Source organism: Pseudomonas karstica, from assembly GCF_009707515.1.
GTDB classification, from domain to species: Bacteria; Pseudomonadota; Gammaproteobacteria; order Pseudomonadales; family Pseudomonadaceae; genus Aquipseudomonas; species Aquipseudomonas karstica.
In genome coordinates this window covers 1-24,802 of record NZ_WLYI01000041.1, presented here as the reverse complement: position 1 = coordinate 24,802, position 24,802 = coordinate 1, and the positions used below count along the sequence as shown (strand labels likewise).

Sequence of the window (24,802 nt, the reverse complement as noted above, 5' to 3'; positions counted from 1 at the left end):
CGGCAAAGGGCCGCATTATATCGGCCCTTTGCACGTGGTACAGCGTGTTTATGTGATAGAAACAGTCAATTAGACGGTCTGCACTGTCATTTTCGGGAAAACGCGACGAATGTTTCGACCACTTGCGCCAACTGTGCCCGGCTGACGTCCAAGTGAGTGACCATACGCAGACGCGGTGCAGCGCTCAACTTGATCTCGCGTTCAGCGGCGAAGGCCTTCAAGGCCTCGGCCTGATCGCCCACCTGCACGTAGACCATGTTGGTTTGCACTGGCTCCACCGTGTAGCCAACCTTGCGCAACTCATCCCCCAGCCATTGGGCGTTGGCATGGTCATCGGCCAGGCGCGCGACTTGATGGTCCAAGGCATATAGCCCTGCCGCTGCCAATGACCCAGCCTGACGCATGCCGCCACCGACCATCTTGCGCAGGCGGCGAGCCTTGGCGATCAAGGCCGTGGAACCACACAACACCGAACCAATCGGCGCACCGAGCCCCTTGGACAGGCACACCGAGACCGAATCAAAGTACTGGGCTATCTCCCGGGCATCCACACCCAGCTTGACTGCCGCGTTGTAGAGGCGCGCGCCATCCAGGTGCAGGGCCAAGCCATGCTCGCGGGTGAACGTTCGTGCTGCCGCCAGATAGGCTAGCGGCAAGACTTTGCCCTGCATGGTGTTTTCCAGCGCCAGCAGCCGTGTACGGGCGAAATGAAAGTCATCGGGCTTGATCGCCGCCGCCACCTGATCCAGGTCGAGGGAACCATCGGCCTGGACTTCCAGCGGCTGGGGCTGGATAGAACCCAGCACTGCCGCGCCACCCCCTTCGTATTTGTAGGTGTGGGCCTGCTGGCCGACGATGTACTCCTCGCCACGCTCACAGTGCGCCATCAACGCCAGCAGGTTGCTCATTGTGCCGGTGGGCACGAACAACGCAGCGGCGAAACCCAAGCGCTTGGCCAGTTCCGCTTCCAGGTGATTGACGCTGGGGTCTTCACCGTACACATCGTCGCCGCTGGCTGCCGTAGCCATTGCATCGAGCATCCCTGGGGTCGGCTGGGTCACGGTGTCACTGCGAAGGTCAATCACGGTCATGAAGCAAACCTCTTGATGAATGAGTATTTCCTTTTGATAACGATTACTGCGGGCATGGCAGTTGAATATCAAGTCCTTTTACCAAGGCAAGCACCCACAAAGAGACTTACCAATATAATCAATAGTAATTATCGAAAAGCAGTCTATGCAGACTTCCGACATATATGGTAAAAACTGACCGCCGCCAGGGTTCTGGCGGCAACGTTCTCAGGGCGGGGTGCAACTCCCCACCGGCGGTAATTGCGCGCAATGTGCATAGCCCGCGAGCGCTTGGCGCCTCGAACTGCTCAGGCAGGACGGCGACAAGGTCAGCAGACCCGGTGTGATCCCGGGGCCGACGGTCATAGTCCGGATGAAGAGAGAACGGGATTAACGCCTAAGGGCCGCGCGCAATCGATCATGCCTGCATGACGGGTTGGAGCCGTACCCTTAAATCCCATTCGATTCATAACGCCCTGTTTTTTTCATAAACAGGAGTCAGAACATGCAACCCACCGCAATTGACAGCAAAAGCAAAAACCACCACGGCGAACGTATCGCGTTTATCCAGGCCTGCTGGCACAAGGATATTGTCGATCAGAGCCGTAAAGGTTTCCTCGCCGAAATGATCGCCCAGGGCTACCAGGAATCGGATATCGACTTCTTCGAAGTCGGCGGTGCCTTTGAAATGCCCTTGCACGCCAAGCTGCTGGCCAAGTCCGGCCGTTACGCCGGTATCGTCGCTGCCGCACTGGTAGTGGACGGCGGGATCTACCGTCATGAGTTCGTGGCCCAATCGGTGGTCAGTGGCTTGATGCAGGTTCAACTGGAAACCGAAGTGCCGGTGTTCTCGGTGTCCCTGACCCCGCATCACTTCCATGCTGGCAGCGAGCACCAGACCTTCTTCTTTGAGCACTTTGTGCACAAGGGCAAGGAAGCGGCGAAGACCTGTGCCGATACCTTGCAAAAAATTCGTTCGTTGCGTCGCAATGAGCCACGGGCTGTAGCGGTCTAGGCAACACCGCCGAAAGATCATTCCCACGCTCTGCGTGGGAATGATCAAGCCAAATCTTTATCGGTGGTCGGCACAATCAATATTCCCGCCCGCAGGCCGTTCTTCACCTTAGGGTTGGGAAAGATAATCCGCACGCCCTCCTCCTCGATCACCCAACGGGTCTTGGCCACATCTTCGGCCAGCAGGTAGCCCTTTTCCAGTTCAGAGAAGTTTTCCACATCCGCCGGCAGGTGCAGGATGAACGCATCGCTGTGCTTGATCACTTCCCGGGCAACGCTGAACAACTGCAAACCGTCCAGGCTTTCGGTTTCAGGCTCGTTGCCCTCGATGATTTGCTTGAGGCGGGTTTCCAGGCGAGACACGTCCACCCCCTGGTTCTGCCCAAAAGGCCGGGCCTTGCCCAGTTCCAGGGTGAAGGACTCGGCACCCAATTGCTCATAGGTGAAGGCCGTGAACGTGATCGACGCTTTATTCTGCAAAAGCACAGCTTCCATGCCGGCAGCCCGTAGGCGTGCCAATTCCCTGCGTGAGTGCTGACGGCCGTCTGCCCATGGGTACAAGGCGAATTGTTCGATCCTGGAACCACGAATGGCGGTGTGCAGGTCGTAATGCAAGCGGCTGCGATCAGGCACGCTGAAAAAGCTGCGGGACAATTGCTCGAGTTCGCCAGCGCGCATGGCTTCCGGGCCGATGCTTTTTTCGTGACGGCCGTTGAACAGCCGGTTGACGTCCTGTTCGAGGTAACGCTCGCCCCGACGCATGGCTTCGGGGTTGCCGAACAGGAACAGGATACGTGCGCGCGGCTTGAGGTCGCCGCGGGCGATGTCGTGCAGCAACCGGTCGAGCAACTCGATCGGTGCGGTCTCATTGCCGTGGATGCCCGACGACAGCAGCACATCGCTGCCGTTGTCCCGCGCTTGCGGCGGGCGCACTTCCAGCGCGCCCTCGCTGAGCCAGCGCATTTGCACGCCATCGACAGTCAGTTGAATTTTTTGCGCCGGTTCACGACCGGCGAGGGTCAGTTCAAGCAGTTTGCCGAGGGCGAGCATGCATCAGCTTCCTTAGTGGTTGCAGCCTGGACCGTGGACGTGATCTTCATCATCACCAACGTCAGCCGGCTCCATTTCCAATTGCAGGCTCATCAGGTTGGTCGCCAGCGGGCGCATCAGCAGGTTGGCGTATTCGGCATCGCCTTCTTCAACGTCTACACCAATCAGCAGTTGGCCACGGCCGTCGTGCTGGATCCAGACTTCCTTACCCTGCCAGATCACCGCGACGCGGGTGCAGGAGGTTTCCAATTGAGTGCCGTCGGTGTCTTCAAGGATAAGTTGCAGGGTGTCGGTCATAAAATAGTTCTCGTCTGGGGCGCTTAATTGATCTGGAAAGGATAAACCGAGCCCAGTTTAAGGATTTGCGTCAGTTCATCCAATGCCGTCCGGCACTCAATCAGCAGTTGCGGGTCAGCCAGGTCAGTTTCACTCAGGCTGTCGCGGTAGTGCTTGTCGACCCATTGGGTCAGAGTGTCGTACAACGGTGCCGTCATGATAACCCCTGGGTTGACCGCCGCCAGTTCGGTTTCATTCAAGGCCACCCGCAGGCGCAGGCACGCCGGGCCGCCACCGTTCTGCATGCTTTGCTTGAGATCGAAGACTTTTACTTCAGCAATCACTCCACCGCTGCTGATCAGGCCTTGCAGGTACTGCCAAACGCGCTCATTGCTGCGGCATTCTTGCGGCACGATCAGCAACATCGAGCCGTCGGCACGGGTCAGCAACTGGCTGTTGAACAGGTAGGAACGTACGGCATCTTCAACGCTGACCTGGGCACGGGGCACGCAGATGGACTGGAAGTTACCACCACGTTTGCCGAGCTTGCCCTGCAACTCGCCGAGCATTTTCCCGGTGTTGAGGAACGCATCCTCGTGATAGAACAGCACTTCACCATTGCCCACCGCGATCACGTCGTTGTGGAACACGCCTGCATCGATCACCGCCGGGTTCTGCTGGGCGAAAACCACGCCCTCGTCCTGCAGGCCGTGCAAGCGAGCGACCGCCTGGGACGCTTCCAGAGTCTGCCGCGCCGGGTACTTTTGTGGCGCCGGGTAGCGGGTGTCGAACGCACTGCGACCGAACACGAAAAATTCTACGCCCGCCTCGCCATAGTCACGGCAGAAACGCGTGTGGTTAGCCGCGCCCTCATCACCGAACTGCGCCACCGCCGGCAAGGCGGCGTGATGGGCGAAGTGTTTCTGCTCAGCGAACATCGCCCCCAGCACGCGACTGCTGGTCGGATGCTCGATGCTGCGATGGTATTTGCAGTTGAGGTTGGCGGCGGTGAAATGCACGCGGCCATCCTCGGTGTCGGCACTCGGGCTGACAGTGGCGGCGTTGGCCACCCACATGCTCGACGCGGAGCAGCTTGCTACCAACAATGGCATAGCCTGCTTGGCCGCCTGCTGAATCACTTGCGCGTCAGTGCCGACAAAACCGAGGCTGCGCAAGGTTGCTACGTCAGGTCGTTCCTGAGGCGCCAGCACCCCTTGCACGAAGCCCATTTCCATCAGGGCCTTCATTTTCGCCAGGCCTTGCAGCGCCGCTTCCCTGGGGTTGGAAGACTGCTGGCTGTTGCTCTGGGACGCGACGTTGCCGTAGGACAGGCCGCCGTAGTTATGGGTCGGCCCCACTAGACCGTCAAAATTGACTTCACAGGATTTCATCGGCGCGGCTCCACGAACATCTGTTTTTATAAGCATCAAATTACTTGAATACACCGTTGTAGCCGCTGCCCAGGCATGAGGCTGCGAAGGGCTTGGTGCGGCATTCCTACGCAGTGGCCCCAGGGGCGGCCCTGCGGACCGCATCGCAGCCTCGTGCCTGGGCAGCGGCTACAGCGTTACGCCTGGGCTCAGCGTTGCCGGAACCACCAAGTTCGGTGTCTCCAAGGAAGCCACCGGATACGCACAATAATCCGCCGCGTAATAAGCACTGGCCCGATGATTGCCCGACGCCCCTACCCCACCAAATGGCGCACTGCTGGCAGCGCCGGTCAGCTGCTTGTTCCAGTTGACGATCCCGGCACGGCTCTGCAGCCAGAACTGCTGGTAACGGGCTTGGGAGTCCGACAGCAGGCCTGCGGCCAACCCATATTGGGTGTTGTTGGCCTCGACAATCGCCGCCTCGAAGTCAGCGTAGCGAATCACCTGCAACAGCGGGCCGAACAACTCTTCGTCAGCGCGCTCGGCAACGCCGGTCACATCAAGGATTCCCGGAGTCAGCAACGCCGCCTGGGCCTGGGGTTGGGTCATTTCCAACAGCGCCACTGCACCGCTGGCCAGCAACAGGTCCTGGGCATCCATCAGCGTCTTGGCCGCGCCCAGGGAAATCACCGAGCCCATGAACGGCGCTGGCTGCTGGTCGAACGCACCGACTTCAATCGTCGAACTCACAGCCACCAGGCGCGCCAACAGTGCATCGCCCCAGGCGCCTTCAGGCACCAGCAAGCGACGGGCACAGGTGCAGCGCTGGCCTGCAGAAATAAACGCCGACTGGATGATGGTGTAGACCGCCGCATCCACATCAGCCACTTCGTCCACCACCAGTGGGTTATTGCCACCCATTTCCAGCGCGAGGATTTTGTCCGGACGCCCGGAGAATTGCTGGTGCAGATGGTTGCCGGTGCGGCTTGAGCCGGTGAAGAACAAACCATCGATGCCTGGATTGGCCGCCAGGGCGATTCCGGTTTCCCGAGCACCTTGCAGCAGGTTCAGTACGCCGGCGGGCAGACCGGCTTCGACCCAGCATTGCACCGTCAACTCGGCCACTTTGGGCGTCAGTTCACTCGGTTTGAACAGCACGGTATTACCTGCCAGCAACGCCGGCACGATATGACCATTGGGCAAGTGCCCCGGAAAGTTGTAAGGGCCGAATACCGCCACCACACCATGGGGCTTGTGGCGCAATACAGCAGTGGCGTCGCCCAATGGGCCGCTCTTCTCGCCGGTACGTTCACGGTAGCTCTGCACCGAAATGGCAATCTTGTTGACCATGCTGGTAACTTCCGTCGCCGACTCCCACAGCGGCTTGCCGGTTTCTTCACCGATGCAACGCGCCAGTTCATCTGCACGGTTTTTCAGGTTGGCGGCGAACGCTTCCAGCACACTCAGGCGCTCTTCCAGGGAGCACTTGGCCCAGTCTGGAAACGCCTGGCGTGCCGCCTGCACGGCGGACTCGACCTGCTCGACAGTGGCGCCGTTACCAGACCACAGCACCTGCTGGGTCACCGGATTCAGCGACTCGAAGCGTTCACCCTGGCCAGCCAGCCAGCTACCTGCGATGTACAACGACTTCATTATTTCGACTCCCGGGCAGCGGACAACGGTACGGCACGCACTTGATCACCGGCCACCAGTTGCAAGCGCTTGGCGGTCAGCGGATCGACCACCAGGGTGCCCGCAGCCAGCCGTGCTGGCGCGGCGGTAATACGGCAATCTTCACGCTTGCGGTTATGCATCAGGAACGGCGTGGCGTCGTCTCCCGGCGTGCCGATGGCCAGCACCAGCGCCTGGCTGTCGCGCACCGCCCGGATCTTGGTGGTCTCACACTCCACCGCAGGGCCTGCGTCGAAGATGTCGACATAACCCTGGTAGCTGAAACCTTCGCTCTTGAGCATGCTCAAGGCCGGCTCGGTGTCGGTATGAACCTTGCCGATCACGTTACGTGCATCCTCGGAGAGAAAGCAGGTATACAGCGGAAACTTCGGCATCAGCTCAGCGATAAAGGCCTTGTTGCCAACACCGGTCAGGTAGTCGGCCTGGCTGAATTCCATCTTGAAGAAATGCCGGCCCAGGCTTTCCCAGAACGGCGAACGCCCGGCTTCGTCGGATATGCCGCGCATCTCGGCGATAATCTTGTTGCCGAACAACTGCGGGAACTCTGCGATGAACAACATCCGCGCCTTGGCCAGCATGCGGCCATTAAGGCCTGTACGGTAGTCGGCATGGAGGAACAGCGAGCACAACTCGGAGTTGCCGGTCAGGTCGTTGGCCAGGAACAGCGTAGGAATTTCACGGTAGATATTCAGCTCCTGGGAAGCACTGACGGTCAGGCCGACCCGGAAGTTGTACCAGGGCTCACGCAGGCCGACGGCGCCAGCGATGGCGCTGATCCCCACCACGCGACCTTCGTCGTTTTCCAGCACGAACAGGTAGTCGGTATCACCGCGCCCGGCTTCGCCGCGAAAGGTCTTCTCAGCCCAGCCGACCCGATGGGTCAGGCGCTCTTCGTTGGCCGGCAAGGTGGTGAGGCCGGTGCCGGTACTACGCGCCAGATCAATCAGGGCCGGTAAATCGCTGTTGCGTACGGGACGAACGATCATGCTATCTCCTCAAACGGGCCGCTGGTCACAGCCACCCGCGAAACACTGTTTTTAAGCACTCAATCAGGCTTTAAACCGCAACCAGGCGCACGCTGGCACCTTCGCCAACGTCCAGGGCTTGCGCGGCTGCCAGGTCCAGGGTCACCGGCTTGCCTGGGGCATAGTCCAGCTCCAGCATCACCGCACGGTAATCTTGCAACTGCACATTGCTGACCAGGTACTGACGACCGACGCCCTTGACCATCTCACCGATCTTCACCGGCACCACACGGCTCTGGGCGATCGAGCGAATACCCGAAATCCGGGCGTGCAACGTTGGGCCACCGTCGAAAATATCGATGTAGTGATCGGTCTCGAAGCCTTCGCGCATCAGGATATCGAAGGTGATCTGCGCGCGCGGGTGCACCTGCCCCATGGCCTCCTGGGCCGCGTCCGGCAACAGCGGGACGTAGATCGGGTAATGCGGCATCAGTTCAGCAAGGAAGGTGCGACTCTTCAGCCCGCACAGACGCTCGGCGGCGGCATAGTTGAGGTCGAAGAAGTTGCGACCAATGGCGTCCCAGAACGGCGAATCACCGTTCTCGTCGCTGTAGCCGACGATCTCGGTCACCACCGAATCGGCGAAGCGCTCGGGGTGGCTGGCGACAAACAACAAGCGGCCCCGGGAATTGAGTTCCGACCACGGCGAGCCCACCAACGCCGGTACCACGTAGAAACTGGTCAACAGGCTATTGCCGGTCAGGTCATGGCATTGGGACAGGACATGGATCTTGTTGTGAATCTTCAGCTCGCGGGAGGCATGCACGAAGGTTTCGTTGCGAAAGCTATAGAACGGTTCCGAATAACCCGCCGAGGCAACGATGGCCGAGCAGCCCACCAGCTTACCGGTGGCCGTGTCTTCGAGAACGAAGAAATAGCTTTCTTCACCGTTGAAGCTAACCTCGGCGGCGAAGGACGCTTCGCTTGCGGCGATCTTGTCGCTCAGGCGTTCGACATCATCCGGCAAGGAGGTGACACCAATCGGGCTGTCCGCAGCCAGACGCTGTACCTCGCCCAGATCAGCCATTTGCGCGGGGCGCATCACCAGCATGGTGTCACTCCTTAAATCCAGAATAAAAAAACAGGGTCTTGAACTTCATCGACTGTAGGAGCGAGCTTGTTCGCGAAGAACCAGAGAGCATTGCGGGGCATCAGGTGCCCCGCGTCATCGTTAACGGCCTTCGCGAGCAAGCTCGCTCCTACAGGGGGTGAATCAGGCTTGCGTCAGCTTTTTTACAGCACGTTCGAAGCGGTCAAGGCCTTCGTTGATGTCAGCCTCTTCCACCACCAGGCTCGGGGCAAAGCGCACCACGTCCGGGCCGGCTTGCAGGATCATCAGGTTTTCTTTCTCTGCCGCGTTGAAGATGTCCTTGGCCTTGCCTTTCCAGGCATCGCTCAGCACGCAACCGAGCAGCAGGCCCAAGCCTCGCACTTGAGTGAAAATGCCATATTGCTGGCCGATCTGCTCCAGACGAGAAACGAACAGGTCATGCTTGGTTTTAACGCCCGCCAGCACCTGCGGAGTGTTGATCACATCAATCACCGCTTCCGCCACCGCGCACGCCAACGGGTTGCCGCCGTAGGTAGTGCCGTGGGTGCCGACCACCAGGTGCTTGGCCAGGTCTTCGCGAGTCAGCATGGCGGCAATCGGGAAACCACCGCCCAGGCTCTTGGCGCTGGTGAGGATGTCCGGCACCACGCCGTAATGCTGGTAGGCAAACAGTTCGCCGCTGCGGCCCATCCCCGTTTGGACTTCGTCAAATACCAGCAGGGCGTTGTTGGCATCGCACAGGTCGCGGGCACCTTGCAGGTACGCAAGCTCGGCAGGCAATACGCCGCCCTCACCCTGGATCGGTTCCAGCACCACGGCGCAGGTCTTGTCCGAAACCGCGGCTTTCAGCGCATCCAGATCGTTGTACGGGACGTGGGTGATACCAGTGATTTTCGGACCGAAGCCATCGGAGTACTTCGACTGGCCACCGACGTTCACCGTGAACAGGGTGCGGCCGTGAAAGCTGTTGAGCGCAGCGATGATTTCGTATTTCTCGGTGCCGAAACGATCGAACGCAACACGACGGGCCAGCTTGAAGGCGGCCTCGTTGGCTTCGGCGCCGGAATTGCAGAAGAACACCCGCTCGGCAAAGGTGGCGTCGATCAGCTTATGCGCCAGGCGCAGGGCCGGCTCATTGGTGAAGACGTTGGACACATGCCACAGCTTGTTGGCCTGTTCGGTCAGTGCGCCGACCAGCGCCGGATGGGCGTGGCCCAATACGTTGACCGCGATGCCACCGGCAAAGTCGATCAGCTCGCGACCCGACTGGTCCCAGATACGGGAACCTTCGCCACGCACAGGAATGAACGCGGCAGGGGCGTAGTTGGGCACCATGACCTGGTCGAAATCGGCACGTTGCACCGGGGCTTGCTCAACGGACATCGGAGTCTCCTGAAAAGGAACGCCTGCCTGGAACTGGCGGGCGATGCAGGGATTGTAAGGACAGTTTTCAACGCGGCCTTGCCGCCAAGCGACAACTTCTTATAGCGCCAACCCCGGTTTTCTACGGGTTTACGCCAATGCGACAAATTACGTCGCAATGGCGCAGTTTAAACGGTGTGTGGCTTGAGAGGCAGAGGCACGCAAGACTGATTTTTCCAGCAGGAATTAACTATCTGAGCCCTGGGTGCCCACGAAGCTTGTTCTGATAACAGTGACTCAACCCACTGAAGGATCAGCCACATGACGAGCCCTACTCCAAGGTTCCTCATTCAAAGCCTTACACAGGCCACACGCACCGCCCCGGCAGGTGTTCACAGCGCACTTGCCGACTGGCTGGGAAACGCCTCAAGCACCAAGCGCCAGGCATTGAAAGCCACGCGCCCGGTATTTACCGACTGGCATACCGCCAGCAGTCGCCAACAACATACGCCTCTCAAGCAGGCGACGGCGGCGAGCTGGGCAGCGCAAAACCAGGTGGACAGCGCCCTGGCAACGCTCAAGACGCCGCAACAGTTCGCCACGCCGCTGCTGCAACACGCACTCAAACAACGGTTTGGTCTTGAACTCGATGCCAGCGCCACCTACCTGCGCCTGTATACGCTGCTGACCACACCGGTGCTTCCCGTGCCAACGGGAGGCGCAAAGGTCTGGGCCGTGTCGTTGGTAGAAGCCGCGCTGCACAACTTCGATGCGGCCGAGAGTGAACAAAATGCCTACGCGCCAGACTCGACCTTCACCACCCAACCCTCTGTCAGCGGACAGTTCGACACACTGCCCGCGGTCAACCGCAAGATCCGCATCGAACAGTTCATCCGGTTGTGCCGCGAGTTGGACATCGGCGCGCACTACCAAGACTACCTCAAGCGCTTTTTCGGGCTCGAAGACGCGGCCCTCAAGGCAACACTGCTCGGCAAGGTCGTCCAGAGCCTGAAAGCCGAGGCTCAAGCCAGCTTGCACATGGCGCGCCTGAAAAAGGATGTGAGTGACTCGGCTTTTTATACACTCCGGGGCCAGGTCGAGGGCCTGAGCGGCATGATGCTGGAAGGCAGGGCGCTGCTCAGCCACGACCTGAGCCTGATGGCCGCACCACTGACCGGCATCGTGTTGTTTGCCGCCGACCTGGAGTCGCACCACGACGCAACGCCAGTGGTGGCGTACATTCCCGACGACCCCCTGGCCCCGCTCAAGTACTACCCCGACGGCGCAGCGTTCATGCTGGACCTGACCGCCAAGCTGCGCAGCGCCGATTACCAGAAGTTTTTCAGCCGCTTCGTCAACCATGAACACCGTGGTTACTTCTTTACCGACCTTAACAATCGATTGTCACAGGTCGTCTGGCACAAGCCGGTGCCCGGCGACCCGCGGCCGACCTGGCGCGAAAAGTCCAATGCCGAACCCAAGCTGCAGTTTTTCGCCACGAAAATCACCGGCGACCTGTACGAGCACTTGTATGAGGCCAAACTCAACAAGCTGCTCAATGACGCGCGGGTGACGGCCGTGCCCACCGCAGACGCCGACAGCCAGGCGCGCTGGCAGCGCTGGAATACTCTGCAAAAGATCGCCAAGACAGTTCTCGAAATTGCCGCTTTTATTGCAGCCCCCTTCATACCGCCGCTTGGCGTACTGATGCTCGGCTATACCGCCTTTCAACTGCTCGAAGAAACCATCGAAGGCATCGTCGATTGGGCTGAAGGGCTCAAGAACCAGGCATTCGGCCATCTGATGTCGATCCTTGAGCAAATGATCCAGTTGGGCCTGTTCGCGGTCGGCGCGCCGATTGCCGAAAACCTGCTACGAAAGGCGCTGCCCCAGGAAGTATGGGCGTTCTTCGACAAGCTTAACCCGGTCACCACGAGCGACGGCAAGACCCGTCTGTGGAACCCCGACCTGAAACCCTACGCCCACGACATCCAACTGACCGCCGAATCACGCGCCAACAGCGACGGGCTGCATACCCACCTGGGCAAACAGATCCTGCCACTCGACGGGCTGCATTTTGCTGTCGAACAACGTTCCGGCAGCGCCTTTCTTCAACACCCAACCCGCCCGCACGCCTACCACCCACGGGTGATGGGCAATGGCAAGGGCGCCTGGGTGACCGAAGTTGATCTGCCGTTGAGCTGGGATAGCACCACCCTCCTACGCCGCCTGGGCCCGCTCGCCGATAACCTCAGCGCCGCGCATCTCGAGGAGGCCCGCCACATCAGCGGGACCGATGAAGCGGCCCTGCGCAAGACCTACATGGACCGCCAGCCACCGCCGCCATTGCTGGCCGACACGCTCAAGCGCGTTAATATCGATCAGCAGTTGCAAGACTTCATCGACCAAATGAACAGCGACGATCCCCGGCTCTTTCAAAAAGCCGACCCACAGACCCAACTCTGGCTACTGAGCCACACCGCCCTGTGGCCTGAATCCAAGACGCTACGGTTTCTGGACGCAAAAGGCCAAACCCTCTGGGAGATCAAAGGCCGCGAAAACGCCGCGGTGGTGCAGATTCACGAAGCGCAGCTGAAAAATGGTGACTTGCTCAAAACCCTTCTGGAAACCCTGGACGAACCAGAACGCAAAACCCTTCTGGAAGAGGAGTTCGGCGCCCCCGTCACGCAACCGCACGTGCGCGCCGCCAAACTGCGCAAACGCTTGGCGGCCAAGGCCCAGGACAAACGCTCTTCACTGTTTGACGCGCGTTATCGAGGATTGGAGAGAACCGACAACGCACGCCTGCAAAAACTCATCGACACCGCGCCCGGCCTTCCCACCAGTGCCGCCGAGGAAGTATTGCGCACAGCAAGCAGCCAGGAACTGCTGGAAGTCGATCAAGGCAACCTGCCGTTGCAGTTGATCGAGCGCGCACGCTGGGCTGCCCATGAAGCCAGGATCAGCCGAGCGTATGAAGGGTTGTACAGGCACTCGCTGGAGAGCAGCGACACCCACCGGCTCGCCCTGCACTCACTGGAAAACCTGCCGGGCTGGTCGCCACAGGTGCGCCTTGTGGTCACCGACTACACACGCACCGGCAACGTGCGGGACTCCATCGGCGCCCCTCAAGCCTCGATCCAGCGCATCCTTGTGCGCACGGTCGAAGGCGATTATGTTCCGGAAGATGACAAGGGCACGCTGTTCGGAGAAACCGACTTCTACACGGCCGTTCTCCAGGCACTTCCCGACGCGCAACGCGACGCACTGGGTCTTCATATCGGCCAAGGCCCATTACTCAGGCAAACCTTACGCCCACATACCCTGCCTAGGGAAGAGGTTGGCAAACTGCTGGCCAAACACCCTATACGCAAACCCTTCTACGACCCGAACCTGATGCGCCTGCCGGGAGGCATGGAAGGCTATGGCGGTACCCAACCCACACCCGGCCCCAGCGGGCAAGTGTCGCTGGAGGAGCGGTTACACGACCTTTATCCTAGCCTGCGCCCAGAAGAAGTGACGGATGCGCTGAACGCCATGCGAAACCAGCCGGGGTCGCCTTTGCGCACACTTCAGTCGTTGAAAAACGAGTTTCTACAATTGGAAACCGACTTGGCGGCCTGGACCTCCAACACCCCTCGAACCTATCTCGATACCCAGCTAGCGCTGCCCCAATCGACGTTTTACGCAGAACTGCACAATCGCTTACTCTGGAAACAGGAACTGATTCGCGCCTGGCGCTATGAAACCCAGGCGGACGCCTACTTCGCCAACCCCGATGACAACGGCCACACGCTGCGCCTCACCCAACCGATATACGGCGAACTGCCGGCGCTGAATGCCAACTTCGAACACATTTCCTACCTGGAATTGAAAAGCTACCCCTCCACCCGAGGTACCTCCGGTTTCCTGGCACACTTCCCCAGATTGCGCAGCCTGAAGATCAGCGATATAGCTCTTCGAACACTGCCCGCCGAGGTCACGTCGCTCGCCCACCTCAATGAACTGACGCTGCACAACGGCGCCATCAAGCTGACCGCCCAAAGCCGTGCAAACCTGGCCAGCCTGAGCGGGTTGAAAAAACTAGACCTCTTCAACAACCCACTGACGCTTGCGCCCAACCTTGAACACATGGCCGACTTGCAGACACTGAACCTGAGCCAGACCGAAATCTCCCAACTCCCCGAAGGCCTGATTGATCGCCCCCAACTGACTCGCGCCGATCTCAGCGACAACCTGATCCAGGCGCTGCCAGACGCACTCTTCAGCCTGCCTGGGGAGAGTGCCAACGCCTTTGACTTCTCAGGCAACCCGCTGTCACGCGTCACACTGGAGCGCATACAAAGCTATTGCCAGGACACTGGCGAACACTTCGGAGCAGACGCCAACCTTGACGAGCTGCGCCGGGTCCATGAACTCTACCCCACCTACACCGGCAAGCAGGCCAGTCAATTCATCTTCAAGCTGCCCGGCAGCCTGGATGACTCGATGGCGACACTCATCCGACTCAAGGCAGACTACGAACGCCTGCAAGCAGACCTTGAACAATGGGCGGTGGATGTCCCCGAACGCCACCCGCGTACCAATGCCGTACTGGACGAACAGACACAAGCGCAACAACAAATCACTCGAAGGGCATTCAAGACGCTGCTGGAGGAGTGCTGGCGACGGGAAACGGCACTGGATGAAAATCATGAGCCGCTGCGAGATGTTCATGAACTGGTATCCACATACCCGGTCCTGGGAGACCTGCCAGCGCTGAATGTCGAGTTCAACCATGTTTCAAGGGTGGAACTGAGGGGCGAAGAAACCACGTCGATACCCGAGGGTTTTCTTGAGCATTTCCCTCAAGCCGAAACCCTGATGGTCCACCGCTATGCACTGCAGGACATTCCACTCGACGCGTTCAACCTGCCGAAGCTCAAGACACTCAGCCTGACACAAAGCCATATTGGTTTGACGCCCACGAGTGCAGACGCCTTGAGCGGCCTGGAAAACCTTCAATACCTGGACCTGAGTGACAACCCGCTGGGGATCACGCCCGACATCAGCAAGATGTCCGGACTGTCCACGTTGATGATCGAAAATGCCGGCCTTACCGAGGTACCCCACGGGACATTCAATCTGCCATCGCTTAATCATTTGAACTTGAGCGACAACCAGATTACCGAGCTGCCCACCGACATCCTTGAAGTGGCGCCTGACTGGGCCGACGATTTCGACCTCAACGGCAACCCCTTCTCGCCCTCAACGATCGCCATGCTGCGCACTTACTACCGACGCACCGCTGTGAACTTTGGCGTGGTGGAAGTCACACTGGACCCGCAGATGAACCCGTTACCCTCACCCGACGTATCCGAGGAAGAGATGGAGCAATAAAAACGCCACTCAGCCGCGCTCGGAAGGTACCGACGACAGTTCGAACGGGCTGCTGTTACGTCGCTGGTTGCGGTCTTCACGGGGCGTGGCGCCGAAGAAATTACGATAGGCGCTGGAGAAATGCGGCCCCGAGGAGAAGCCGCAGGACAGGCCGATCTGGATGATCGACTTGCTGGTCTGCATCAGCATCTGGCGGGCCTTGTTCAGGCGTAGTTCCAGGTAGTACTGGCTGGGGACGCGATTGAGGTATTGCTTGAAGATGCGCTCCAGCTGTCGTCGGGAGACACATACATGCTGGGCGATTTCATCAGTGGTCAGCGGTTCCTCGATATTGGCTTCCATCAGCAACACCGCCTGGGTTAGCTTGGGATGGCTGGAGCCCAGACGGTTTTGCAGCGGGATGCGCTGGCGCTCGCCGCCTTCACGGATACGCTCCACTACCAGCTCTTCGGACACCGCACCGGCCAGTTCGGCGCCGTGATCACGGGCCAGTACAGCCAGCAGCAGGTCGAGTACCGACATGCCACCGCAGGCGGTCAAGCGATCACGGTCCCAATCGAACAGATGGCTGGTGGCGATGACCTTGGGGAAACGCTCGGCGAAATCGTCCTGCCAGCGCCAGTGCACGGCGGCGCGGTAGCCGTCGAGCAGACCGAGCTGGGCCAACGGATACACACCGGCCGACAAACCGCCGATCACACAACCGGCACGCACCAGTTGTTTGAGGGCAGTGCTCAGTTGCGAGGCGATCACGGTGGGCGGTTCATCGGCCAGCAGGAACAGCTTCTGGAAGCCTTCGAGCTTGCCGGCCCATGGTTCGCCCGGCAGTTGCCAGGCGCCTTCGGTTGCAGGTTCGGCGAGCAAAAACGACAGTTCATACACCACGTCCGGATGCACCCGCTGGGCAACGCGCAAGGCCTCCTCAGCCAGCGCCAGCGTCAGTGCTTTTGTGCTGGGCCAAATCAGGAAACCAATTTTGTGGGCGGTCATGGAGTGCTATCCGAAGCGAAAAACGGTGATGAAGACAAGGACCAATGCTAGCCCGTAAACCAACACAAATCTCAAAAACAATGCTGATCCGCTCTCTGTAGGAGCGAGCTTGCTCGCGAAAAACCTGAGAGCTCCACTGGGTATCAGGCCCCCAGAGTTATCGTTCACGACCTTCGCGAGCAAGCTCGCTCCTACAGTTAAAAGCAGAGCGAAGCATGCCCCATATCAGTGCATCATGGCAGCGATGATTACTTCAAGCTACCCGACAGGAACTGCTGCAAACGCTCGGATTGCGGGTTGACCAGCACCTCACGGGGATCGCCATGTTCTTCCACGATGCCTTTGTGCAGAAATACCAACTGGTTGGAGACTTCACGGGCAAAGCCCATTTCATGGGTCACTACCACCATGGTCCGACCTTCCTGGGCCAAATCCTGCATCACCTTCAGCACTTCACCGACCAACTCCGGGTCAAGCGCCGAGGTGGGTTCGTCAAACAGCATCACCTCAGGCTCCATCGCCAGGGCGCGGGCAATCGCCACGCGCTGCTGCTCGCCGCCGGACATATGGCCGGGGAATGCGTCCTTACGATGGCTCACACCAACTTTCGCCAGATAATGTTCGGCCTTTTCCCGGGCGTCTTTTTTCGACATGCCCAAGACATGGACCGGCGCCTCCATGACATTCTCAAGAGCCGTCATGTGCGACCACAGGTTGAAATGCTGGAACACCATGGACAGTCGCGAACGCATGCGTTGCAGCTGTTTCGGGTCGACGGCCCGCATCGCGCCATCCTTGCCGGCCACCAGCTTCAACTCTTCGTTATTGAGCAGGATCTTGCCGGCATGGGGTTGCTCCAGCAGGTTGATGCAGCGCAAAAAGGTGCTTTTGCCCGAACCACTGGAACCTATGATGCTGATCACATCACCGGCCGCCGCGGCCAGGGATACCCCTTTGAGCACTTCATGACTGCCATAGCGTTTATGCAGGTCTTGGACTTCAAGTTTGTACATGCGGTCGGTTCTCACAAAAACAGTTGGTCAGTCGTTGAGCAAGCGCCCATGACGCAGCGCTTCGCGCCCCGCCACCTTGGCCAGCCAGAAACCCGCTTGGGCATAACGTAGCCGTTCAACGGCAAACAACACCCCCGATGTGCCGGCACAGACAATACTGACGCGGTCGGCCAAGGGGTCAATTACTTCAAAAACCGGCTCACCGGCTTCCACCCAATCACCCGCCTTGCGCAGGTAGCTGATCACGCCGGCGTGGGGGGCGAACAACAATTCGGTGCCTTCAAAGGGCATGCCTTCGCAAGCCTCGTATGCGGCTTGTGGCCATTCACCGTTGATCAGCCCTTGTTCGGCGAGGAACGCGAGGATGCCTTCAGCGTGAAAAATCGCTTCGTCGCGCCCTGTGTCAGCCTGACCGCCCAGCTCCAGGGTCGTTGCCAGGCACGCCAAGGGAATCTGTGCCTCAGGGAATTCCCGGGCCAAACGCAACCAGGGCAGCGAACAGGCTTCGTCAAACGAGCTACCACCGGAATCTTCCGCCAGCAATGCGACCTTCACATTCAAATGCGCCGACAACGAACGCCACTGCGGCCAATGCTGGGGCAAGGCGTACATATGCAGCGCTGCCTCGGCATCGCAATGCAGGTCGAGCACCACATCGGCACTGCAGGCATGGCTCAGCAGCAGGCGCTGCATGCCCTGCAGCTGGCTGGCGGCCGGCGGCAAGGCATCGAGTGCATCGCTCATGGCTTGACGGATCAGGCACATATTAGCGTGGGAATCATCCCCTAATTGGCCTTTGAGCAATTGGGCAACCGGCTCGCTCAACTCGGCGAAATCACGGTTGAAATTCTTACCGCTGCCGACTTCGAAACGCCCCTGGTGAGCGCCTTGCAACAACTGGCCCAGGCCCATCGGGTTGGCGACGGGCACCAACTCGATCACCCCATTCAGGGCGCCTTGCTGCTCCAGTTCAGCCAGGCGTTTTTTCAACTCCCACGCGGTACGCATACCGGGCAGTTCGTCGGCATGCAGGCTGGCCTGTATATAAGCCTTGCGCTCGCCACTGCCGAAACGGAACACCGTCAGTTGGCGCTCGCAACCCAGATGCCCCCAGGGCAACACGTGATCGATACGTTCCATATCAGTGCTTCCGTGGAGCCAGATAGCTCAGCCAGCGGTGCTCGGCCAACTTGAACAGGCGCACCAGAATGAAGGTCAGGCACAGGTAGAAAACACCTGCAGTGATGTAGGCTTCGAACGGCAAGTAATACTGGGCGTTCACCGTGCGCGCGGCACCCGTGATGTCGATCAGGGTGACGATGGAGGCCAGGCTGGTGGTTTGCAGCATCATGATCACCTCGTTGCTGTACTGCGGCAACGCCCGGCGCAGGGCCGATGGCAGCAGAATGCGGCGATACAACTTATAGCGCGACATGCCCATGGCCTTGGCCGCCTCGATCTCGCCATTGGGGGTGGCCTTGAGGCTGCCGGCAATGATTTCGGCAGTGTAGGCGCTGGTATTGATGGCAAAGGCCAGGCACGCGCAGAAGGTCGCGCTGGACAACAACGGCCAGAGAAAGCTTTCGCGTACGGCTTCGAACTGAGCCAGTCCGTAGTAGATCAAGAACAACTGCACCAGCATCGGTGTGCCGCGAATCACATAGGTATAGAGCCAGGCGGCGCCATTGATGACCGGTTGCTTGGACACGCGCATCAGGCCCAGGGGCAAGGCCGCGAGCAAACCGAAGAACAGCGAGATGGCCAGCAATTTCAGGGTGGTCAGCAAACCACCCAAGTACAGCGGCATGGCCTCCCAGATGACGTTGTAGTCGAAGATCATAGATCAGCCGCCCTTACGCCTACCGAGTAGCGTTTCTCAAGATGACGCAAGGCCAGCAACGAGACGCTGGTGAGCACCAGGTACATCGCGGCCACTGCGAGGAAGAAGGTAAAAGGCTCGCGGGTGGCATCAGCCGCCTGCTTGGCCTTGAACATCATGTCTTGCAGGCCCACCACGGAAATCAACGCGGTGGCCTTGGTCAATACCAGCCAGTTGTTGGTGAACCCGGGGATTGCCAGCCGAATCATCTGCGGCACCATCACCCGGAAAAACACCTGGAAGCTGCTCATGCCATAGGCAAGGCCGGCTTCAGCCTGGCCCTTGGGAATGGCCATGAAGGCGCCACGGAAGGTTTCCGACAAATAGGCGCCAAAGATGAAACCCAGGGTACCGATACCGGCGGCCAAGGGGTTCAAGTCAATATAGTCGTCGTAGCCCAAAAGCGGCGCGACACGGTTGAGCAGGTCCTGACCACCGTAGAAAATCAGCAGGATCAGCACCAGGTCGGGGATCCCGCGGATCACCGTGGAGTACAGGTCGCCCAGCCAGGCCAACCAACGCACCGGCGACAGGCGCAACGCGACCCCGATCAGACCCAGAACAATGGCCAGGGCCATGGACGACAAGGCGAGCTGAAGCGTCAACCATGCGCCATCGAGGATAACGGCCCCGTAGCCTTTCAACATGATTCAGGTCCTCGAAAAGGGGGTGAAAAAATGGCGCAAACGTCAGAGGTTCTGGTGCTTGCGCCATTATGGACAGACAACTGCGACGGTTTACTGGGCTGCTGTGTCAGCGCCGTAAATATCGAAGTTGAAGTACTTGTCCTGGATTTGCTTGTATTTGCCGTTGGCACGGATCCCGGCGATAGCAGCGTTGATGCGCTTCAGGTTTGCCTTGTCGCCCTTACGGACTGCGATGCCTACGCCGTCGCCGAAGTATTTGACGTCGGTGAAGGATGGGCCGGTGAACGCGTAGCCTTTACCGGCTGGCGTATCGAGGAAACCTTCCTGCAGCAGGGTCGCGTCAGCCACGGTACCGTCGAGGCGACCGGCTTCAATGTCCAGGTAGATTTCATTCTGCGAACTGTAAGGCACCACGGTAGCCCCTTTCGGAGCCAGGACTTCCTTGGCGAAACGGTCATGGATCGAACCGCGCTGCACACCAATCTTCTTGCCCTTCAACTCATCCAGGCTGTCGCTGACAACCGTGCCTTCCTTCATCGCCAGGCGCGCCGGGGTCAGGTAGTAGCGGTTGGTGAAGTCCACGGACTTCTTGCGGTCTTCGGTGATGGACATCGACGAGAGGATCGCGTCAATCTTGCGCACTTTCAGCGCCGGGATCAGGCCATCGAACTCTTGCTCGACCCACGTGCACTTGACCTTCATCTCTTCACACAGAGCGTTGCCAATGTCGTAGTCGAAACCGACGATGCTGCCGTCCGGCGCCTTCGAGGCAAACGGAGGATAAGCCGCTTCGATACCAATCTTCAGGGGTTTTCCATCGGCGAAGGCTTGCATGGACAACACAGACAGCGCCAGGGCGCCCAACAGCACGAGTTTCTTCATCTTGGGACTCCATCGATATAGGGCAAAAACAGCAGTATGAGCCATGGCCCACGATGCGACTGAGTGAAAGCAAATAGCGTCGCTTGCTTCTACGTAATCAACATCAGCGACGGCGAGCGAGTGATCGGCATTCTAACGACAGGCCGGAAGCCGATATTTCCTCAATGCGACAACAATTTACAGAAGCACCGAGAAAGCGGCCCAAACCCATTGACAGCCTCATGCTTTTATGCAGAGACAAAAGATATTAAACCAGTTAACACTGCAAATTGCGGGCCTATTATTCGCAAACCCTTCTGGCACGGCAAGCCTGACGTAGGAACTTCTTTACCGGCGCCTCTAAAGCAGGCTATTTGCGGGTGTGGGTGTAGCACTTTGCCTCATGTTTGGGCGGCGGGTTACACATTTGCACCACCGGGTAACATTCAGAAACCTCCCACAACAAAAACCGATATTTATTGATCTGGCGTGCACAAAAAAGCCCTATCCGGCTCACACCGAATAGGGCTCCTCCCTACAAACCCGCCTTACGCGACGTTCATGGTCTTGTGGGTTTCAATCAAATGCTGCACCACCCCCGGATCGGCCAGGGTGGAGATATCCCCCAACCCATCATATTCGGCGGTCGCAATCTTGCGCAGGATACGCCGCATGATTTTCCCCGAACGGGTCTTCGGCAAACCCGGTGCCCACTGGATCACATCCGGTGAAGCAATCGGCCCGATTTCCTTTCGCACCCAATTTTTCAGTTCCAGGCGCAACGCTTCGTTAGGTTCTTCACCGTTTTTGAGAGTGACGTAGACATAAATACCCTGCCCCTTGATGTCATGCGGTACGCCCACCACCGCCGCTTCCGCGACTTTCGGGTGGGCAACCATTGCGCTTTCGATCTCGGCGGTACCCATGCGGTGGCCAGACACGTTCAGTACGTCATCCACCCGACCGGTGATCCACCAGTAGCCGTCCTCGTCGCGACGGGCGCCGTCACCAGTGAAGTACATGCCACGGAAAGTCTTGAAGTAGGTGTCGACAAAACGGTCATGGTCGCCGTACAGCGTACGCGCCTGGCCTGGCCACGAATCGAGGATCACCAGGTTGCCTTCAGCGGCGCCCTCGATGATGTTGCCCAGGTTGTCCACCAACGCCGGTACCACACCGAAGAATGGACGTGCGGCAGAGCCCGGCTTGAGGGCGTGAGCGCCCGGCAGCGGGCTCATCAGGGTGGCGCCGGTTTCGGTCTGCCACCAGGTGTCGACGATCGGGCAACGGGACTGACCGACGTTCTTGTAGTACCAGTCCCAGGCTTCCGGGTTGATCGGCTCACCCACCGACCCCAGCAAGCGCAAGCTGCTGCCATCGGCGCCTTCGCAGGCGGCGGTGCCGGATGCCATCATCGCGCGGATCGCGGTCGGCGCGGTGTAGAGGATATTGACCTGGTGCTTGTCGACGATCTTCGCCACCCGAGTGATGTCCGGGTAGTTCGGCACACCCTCGAACAGCAGTGTCGTCGCGCCGTTGGCCAGCGGGCCGTAGACGATATAAGTGTGGCCGGTGACCCAGCCAACGTCGGCGGTGCACCAGTAGACTTCACCCGGGCGGTAGTCGAACACCCGCTCGTGGGTCAGCGCCGCATAGAGCAGGTAACCACCGGTGGTGTGTTGCACGCCCTTGGGCTTACCGGTGGAGCCGGAGGTATAAAGGATGAACAACGCCTCTTCGGCGCCCATCTCTTTGGGCGCGCAGACGGTGCCCGCCACTTTCATCAGGTCTTCGTACCAGATGTCGCGATGCTGGTTCCACTTGATGTTGCCACCGGTGCGCTTGCAGACGATGACTTTTTGGATGCTGCTGGTTTCCGGGTTGGTCAGGGCGTCGTCGACATTGACCTTCAGCGGAATCTTCTTACCGGCACGAATGCCTTCGTCGGCAGTGATCACCACCTTCGACTTACAGTCAATAATCCGGCCGGCCAGGGCTTCCGGCGAGAAACCGCCAAACACCACCGAGTGAATCGCACCGATGCGGGTACAGGCCAGCATGGCGACCACGGCCTCGGGGATCATCGGCATATAGATAGTCACCACGTCGCCGCGGTGCACATCCTGGCCGCGCAAGGCGTTGGCGAACTTGCAGACTTCTTCATGCAGTTCGCGGTAAGTGATGGTGCGGCTTTCGGAAGGGTCGTCGCCCTCCCAGATGATCGCGGCCTGATCGCCACGCTCGGCAAGGTGTCGGTCCAGGCAGTTGTAGGAAACGTTCAAGGTGCCATCGGCGAACCACTTGATGTCAACGTGGTGATCATCGAAGGAGGTCTGCTTCACCGTGGTGAAAGGCTTGATCCAGTCAAGACGGCGAGCCTGCTCGCGCCAGAAGCCATCGGGGTTGACCACCGACTGCTGGTACATGGCCTTGTAGGTCGCCTCATCGGTCAGCGTATTGGCTGCTACTTCGGGGCGAACGGGGTACAGAGAAGCCGCACTCATCTTTCTTACCTCGGTGACATAGTTGTTGTTGTATGGCCCTGTTGTAGCCGGGCCGGCCCTATAGAACCATTCGACGATGGTAGTAACAAGCCCCGGCATATTGCCCCGCCACCCATCTATAACGCTCTACCCCGCGGGCTGCGGCGCTTTTGCGGCGCATGAAAAAACCTTCACCCGCCGGATTGTTACGAAAACCGCCAAAAGTGTTTATCAAAAGCACGGGTATATGAATATAACGCGCACGCCTAAAATCAACCCCGCCAACAAGGCACTGTGATTAACCACGCAACAGCCCCCACGAAGGCACGTTAATCCGAACTTTCCAATTCCCGCGACACACGCGGCCTCACAAGGGCCCCGTGCCCCCTTACGACCGTAAACAGGTAAAAACGAAGATGAAAGTTTTATTAGTTATGGCACTCAGCAGCCTGTGCGCCACCGCCGCCCTGGCCGACGAGGCCCCGACTGACGTAGCCAGCCAGAACACTGCAGTTGTCGAGGAGTACACCTACAGTACCGAGTTGGACATCGCCAAAGTGTTGTCCATGAGCAGTATTCCGGAAGTTTGCGAAGTGGTACCGGCGCGCATGGAATATGAAGACTCGAAAGGTCAACGGCATATCCTTAATTACAAGGTCATGGGCAATGGCTGCTCTAACGGATAGTAATTTCGTTAGTCGGATTTAAACCCTGATCTTATTCGCCGCAAGAAATCGGTCTTGCGGCAAAGAGCCGACCTAAACAGTTGCTGATTTCCAAGAGTCCCTGACACTCGAGCCTTGATACAAAAAAGGAACAGCACCTTTTACTGCCGAAGAAGCTTGCGCCAGCCACCACAGGTCTAGTGCACCCAGTCCTCATAAGGCAACCCTGCAACACGCCTGAACTCTCGCGTGTTATTCGTCACCAACGTACAGCCTGCTGCTATCGCATGCCCTGCAATGGCAGTGTCGTTCTGGCTAATGACCAGGCCTGCTTCAGTGAGGCTGCGCTTCACCTCGACTGTCGCGTCAACAGCGCCCACCCCCCAAGGCAAGACTTCGTCCAGCGCTTCACAACCCCATCCACCAACATCTTATGCTTGGGTGATGCTTTCTTACCGATCTGCCATCACGCATTTCGATATAGGTGATCCTGGCGACGCAACCTGGCATAGGTAAGCTATGGCGACCGTCGGTAAGTCCGTTTGCCCTGCCAAAAAAATCCTGGCGCAGCAAACCCTTATAAACCCTTGCTCTGGCCGAAAACCATTGGGTTTTGGTCGCCCCGGGTGACCATCCGCCGCAACACAAACCCGAATTTTTCCCTATAATGCGCGGGTAAATCGGGCCTGCAATATCCCTTTACAGTGGGATGAAGAGCCACACCTGAGGCCCCGCAGGAGCAAGCAGCCCTCGCTCCGCCCCTCAAGTCTCACGCAGAGCACCCGTAACCCAATTCCGTTTAATGCGTGCGCTAGCTGCAACAAACGATTCCTTAAAGATCCACCGCGGCCTCTGGGCCGTGTGAATACCCAACCATCCGGTTTCACACGGGCACCTTTGGCCCTCACGCAGGAGACGACACGTCATGCTGAGCTGGGACGAATTCGACAAAGAAGAAGAAGGCGAAGTAGCCGC

Annotated in this window: 19 protein-coding genes and 1 riboswitch; of the genes, 3 read left to right on the top strand and 16 right to left on the bottom strand. The window is 59.0% G+C overall.

Features of this window, described 5'->3' with window-relative positions:
- Positions 1-86 precede the first annotated feature (86 nt).
- Complete coding sequence (gene ltaE / locus GIR22_RS22995; RefSeq protein WP_154745569.1) at positions 87-1,091, bottom strand: low-specificity L-threonine aldolase; 1,005 nt, start codon at positions 1,089-1,091, stop codon at positions 87-89.
- Positions 1,092-1,290: 199 nt separating this feature from the next.
- A riboswitch (FMN riboswitch) is annotated at positions 1,291-1,460 on the top strand.
- A 115-nt stretch (positions 1,461-1,575) separates the two neighbouring features.
- Between ltaE and GIR22_RS22990 the strand changes: the two genes are divergently transcribed.
- On the top strand, positions 1,576-2,085 hold the full coding sequence (locus tag GIR22_RS22990) for a 6,7-dimethyl-8-ribityllumazine synthase (RefSeq protein ID WP_154745568.1): 510 nt from the start codon (positions 1,576-1,578) through the stop codon (positions 2,083-2,085).
- Positions 2,086-2,129: 44 nt separating this feature from the next.
- Here the strand turns inward: GIR22_RS22990 and astE are convergent, their stop codons facing one another.
- The 7 genes from astE to GIR22_RS22955 form a co-directional block, all read right to left on the bottom strand.
- The gene (astE, locus tag GIR22_RS22985; protein WP_154745567.1) at positions 2,130-3,134 is read right to left on the bottom strand and encodes a succinylglutamate desuccinylase; all 1,005 of its coding nucleotides are present in this window, start codon (positions 3,132-3,134) and stop codon (positions 2,130-2,132) included.
- Between the two features lie 12 nt (positions 3,135-3,146).
- Positions 3,147-3,431 carry a topoisomerase II gene (locus GIR22_RS22980; RefSeq protein ID WP_154745566.1) on the bottom strand — a complete coding sequence of 95 codons (285 nt, stop codon included), beginning with the start codon at positions 3,429-3,431 and terminating at the stop codon, positions 3,147-3,149.
- A gap of 23 nt (positions 3,432-3,454) precedes the next feature.
- Entirely contained in the window at positions 3,455-4,801 is a 1,347-nt protein-coding gene (gene astB / locus GIR22_RS22975) for an N-succinylarginine dihydrolase (RefSeq protein WP_154745565.1), read from the bottom strand.
- A gap of 168 nt (positions 4,802-4,969) precedes the next feature.
- Positions 4,970-6,436 (bottom strand): succinylglutamate-semialdehyde dehydrogenase, encoded by a 1,467-nt coding sequence (gene astD, locus GIR22_RS22970; RefSeq protein ID WP_178122433.1) that lies wholly within the window; start codon positions 6,434-6,436, stop codon positions 4,970-4,972.
- The gene (astA, locus tag GIR22_RS22965) at positions 6,433-7,458 is read right to left on the bottom strand and encodes an arginine N-succinyltransferase (protein ID WP_154745563.1); all 1,026 of its coding nucleotides are present in this window, start codon (positions 7,456-7,458) and stop codon (positions 6,433-6,435) included. Before astA ends, astD begins: the two co-directional genes overlap by 4 nt.
- Positions 7,459-7,528: 70 nt before the next feature.
- A complete protein-coding gene (aruF, locus tag GIR22_RS22960; RefSeq protein WP_154745562.1) occupies positions 7,529-8,548 on the bottom strand; it encodes an arginine/ornithine succinyltransferase subunit alpha in 1,020 nt (339 codons plus the stop codon).
- Between the two features lie 162 nt (positions 8,549-8,710).
- A complete protein-coding gene (locus GIR22_RS22955; RefSeq protein WP_154745561.1) occupies positions 8,711-9,931 on the bottom strand; it encodes an aspartate aminotransferase family protein in 1,221 nt (406 codons plus the stop codon).
- A 300-nt stretch (positions 9,932-10,231) separates the two neighbouring features.
- On the opposite strand from GIR22_RS22955, the gene GIR22_RS22950 reads away from it, so the two are divergent.
- On the top strand, positions 10,232-15,289 hold the full coding sequence (locus GIR22_RS22950) for a leucine-rich repeat domain-containing protein (RefSeq protein ID WP_154745560.1): 5,058 nt from the start codon (positions 10,232-10,234) through the stop codon (positions 15,287-15,289).
- Between the two features lie 9 nt (positions 15,290-15,298).
- On the opposite strand, the gene argR is transcribed toward GIR22_RS22950, so the two are convergent.
- From argR to acs, 7 genes are all read right to left on the bottom strand, one after another.
- The gene (gene argR, locus GIR22_RS22945) at positions 15,299-16,279 is read right to left on the bottom strand and encodes a transcriptional regulator ArgR (protein WP_154745559.1); all 981 of its coding nucleotides are present in this window, start codon (positions 16,277-16,279) and stop codon (positions 15,299-15,301) included.
- Between the two features lie 248 nt (positions 16,280-16,527).
- A complete protein-coding gene (locus tag GIR22_RS22940; RefSeq protein WP_154745558.1) occupies positions 16,528-17,292 on the bottom strand; it encodes an ABC transporter ATP-binding protein in 765 nt (254 codons plus the stop codon).
- A 27-nt stretch (positions 17,293-17,319) separates the two neighbouring features.
- The gene (locus GIR22_RS22935; RefSeq protein ID WP_154745557.1) at positions 17,320-18,432 is read right to left on the bottom strand and encodes a succinylglutamate desuccinylase/aspartoacylase family protein; all 1,113 of its coding nucleotides are present in this window, start codon (positions 18,430-18,432) and stop codon (positions 17,320-17,322) included.
- A gap of 1 nt (position 18,433) precedes the next feature.
- Positions 18,434-19,132 (bottom strand): ABC transporter permease, encoded by a 699-nt coding sequence (locus tag GIR22_RS22930; RefSeq protein ID WP_154745556.1) that lies wholly within the window; start codon positions 19,130-19,132, stop codon positions 18,434-18,436.
- Positions 19,129-19,818, bottom strand: a complete 690-nt coding sequence (locus GIR22_RS22925) for an ABC transporter permease (protein WP_154745555.1) — start codon at positions 19,816-19,818, stop codon at positions 19,129-19,131. Before GIR22_RS22925 ends, GIR22_RS22930 begins: the two co-directional genes overlap by 4 nt.
- Positions 19,819-19,908: 90 nt before the next feature.
- Positions 19,909-20,700 carry an ABC transporter substrate-binding protein gene (locus GIR22_RS22920; RefSeq protein ID WP_154745554.1) on the bottom strand — a complete coding sequence of 264 codons (792 nt, stop codon included), beginning with the start codon at positions 20,698-20,700 and terminating at the stop codon, positions 19,909-19,911.
- A 527-nt stretch (positions 20,701-21,227) separates the two neighbouring features.
- Positions 21,228-23,183: an acetate--CoA ligase gene (gene acs / locus GIR22_RS22915; RefSeq protein WP_154745553.1), complete on the bottom strand. Its 1,956-nt coding sequence runs from the start codon at positions 23,181-23,183 to the stop codon at positions 21,228-21,230.
- A gap of 395 nt (positions 23,184-23,578) precedes the next feature.
- On the opposite strand from acs, the gene GIR22_RS22910 reads away from it, so the two are divergent.
- A complete protein-coding gene (locus GIR22_RS22910) occupies positions 23,579-23,848 on the top strand; it encodes a DUF2790 domain-containing protein (RefSeq protein ID WP_154745552.1) in 270 nt (89 codons plus the stop codon).
- Between the two features lie 176 nt (positions 23,849-24,024).
- On the opposite strand, the gene GIR22_RS26805 is transcribed toward GIR22_RS22910, so the two are convergent.
- Positions 24,025-24,180 carry a PIN domain-containing protein gene (locus GIR22_RS26805; protein WP_425502942.1) on the bottom strand — a complete coding sequence of 52 codons (156 nt, stop codon included), beginning with the start codon at positions 24,178-24,180 and terminating at the stop codon, positions 24,025-24,027.
- Between the last annotated feature and the right edge of the window lie 622 nt (positions 24,181-24,802).